1 protein-coding gene is annotated in these 1,767 nt (G+C 63.2%); it reads left to right on the top strand.

Going from position 1 to position 1,767, the window contains the following annotated elements; genetic code table 11:
- The first annotated feature begins 95 nt into the window (after positions 1 to 95).
- A complete protein-coding gene (locus I73_RS02985; RefSeq protein ID WP_255348149.1) occupies positions 96 to 1,301 on the top strand; it encodes a phage tail tape measure protein in 1,206 nt (401 codons plus the stop codon).
- Positions 1,302 to 1,767: the final 466 nt, after the last annotated feature.

The following is a 1,767-nucleotide window of genomic DNA, read 5'->3' as shown; positions in this document are numbered from 1 at the left end:
AAGGGCGACGAGATCATTGATGTGCTCACCNGGATCAGCGGCGTGGTCAGCACGGTGGCCATGTCGGCCAAGGACGGGGCAGCCTTTCCAGCACCCTGGTCACCCTGGGCGAGCGGCCAGAGACAGCGGCCACCGCCGTCAACGCCATCGTGCAGAAGTTCGCCGCGGCCGAGAAGGGAACCAAGAAGTTCCAGCAGGCGGTGCGAGAGATCGGCCTGAACAGCGGCCAGATCCAGTCCGGCATGGCAAAGAACGCCACCGGCACGCTGGTCAGCGTCATCGACGCCATCCGCAAGCTGCCCGAATCCAAGCGCGTGGGCGTCATGGTGGAGCTGGTGGGCCTGGAGCACAGCGACACCCTGGCCAAGCTGGTCACCAAGCCGCAGGAGTTTGCCCGCCAGCTGCAGCTGGCCAACGGATCGGCGGCAGTCGGCTCCATGGACCGGGAGTTCAGCGCCCGGATGGACACGCTGGAGGCCCGGTGGACGCTGTTCACCAACCGCATGGCCAACGCATCGGCCCTGCTGGGAGAGTCCATCCGCCCCGAGCTGGTGCAGGCCATGAATGCCTTTGCGAATCTGGTGGCCAAGGTCACCCTGTTCGTTTCCGAGAACCCAAAACTCACCTCGGCCTTGGTGCTCGCCACGGCAGCCATCGGCACCTTTCTGCTGGCCACGGGTGGCCTGATGCTGGCCATCTCCAGCGTGCTGGGCCCGCTGGCCCTGCTTCGCTACAGCTGGGCCATCTTGATCGCCAAGAGCCCTCTGCTCGCCACCGCCATCGATGTCATTGGCATTGCCGTGAGGGGGTTGGGAGCGGTCATGCTCAGCAACCCCATCGGCCTGGCCATCACGGCCCTGGTGGCCACGCTCTGGTACCTCTGGTCCAACTGGGACAACGTCAAAGCCCTGTTCGCTCAGAGCTGGGACGTGTTGACCAGCGTGGTCAGCGGCAACATCGACCATCTCATCGACAAGATCCGCAACCTCTCCAAGACGATTCAAGACCTGATGCCGCCCGGGTTCGGGTCCACCCCCTGGGGGTTCTTGTGGAAGGTAGCGGACTGGGGTGTCAACCTGGGCAAGGACACGCCCCCCATCGACATCCGCAAGCCCCTGCCCGCCACCGGCGCCGGCGCGGGCCGCGGCAGCATCAACCCGGGCGGCCCGGTGTCGATCAACGTCTACCCGTCGGCCGGCATGGACGAGAAGGACCTGGCCAAGAAGGTGCAGCAGCAAATGGACGAGTACTACCGCTTCCAGGCCGCCCGTGGCCGCTCCAGCCTGAGAGATCGGGACTGAGTCCCCGCCCCGGTCAGGCGGCGTCAGGGATGGGCGCGGGGAGGTGATGGAGTAACTTGCGCAGTAACTCTGGATGTGATGAAACTTAGAATCTAGTATTTATGCGGGCTTGCAGTCTTCTTGTTGTGGAGCCCCAGCCACCAAAAATTTTATAGGAAGCCCCGCACGGTTCTGCCGTTCGGGGCTTTTCTATCATTTGGGCTGTTTCTCTACAAAATCTGGCCTTGGCCCGCCGTCACTGTATCGAACCGTCCCCGACTTTCGGAGTCGAGCGTCAGCCTTGCGCCGCGCAGCGGTTGCTCGGCTAGGCCCGCAAATCAAGGTGTCTTGCTCAGTCGTTTCCTGTCCGTTCGATTAACTGAGTTCCTGGGACGCTTCTGCCAAACAAAAAGGGCTGCTATTGCAGCCCTTTCCAGTTGCCCCTTGCCCGAGCCAACCGCGGTTCCGTCCTATGGTCCGAATGCTC

The sequence above is a fragment of the Ideonella sp. B508-1 genome, from assembly GCF_000333615.1.
Taxonomy (GTDB): Bacteria; Pseudomonadota; Gammaproteobacteria; order Burkholderiales; family Burkholderiaceae_C; genus Ideonella.
Note: the sequence above shows the minus strand (reverse complement) of the source record. Positions and strands in the feature narration are given on the sequence as shown.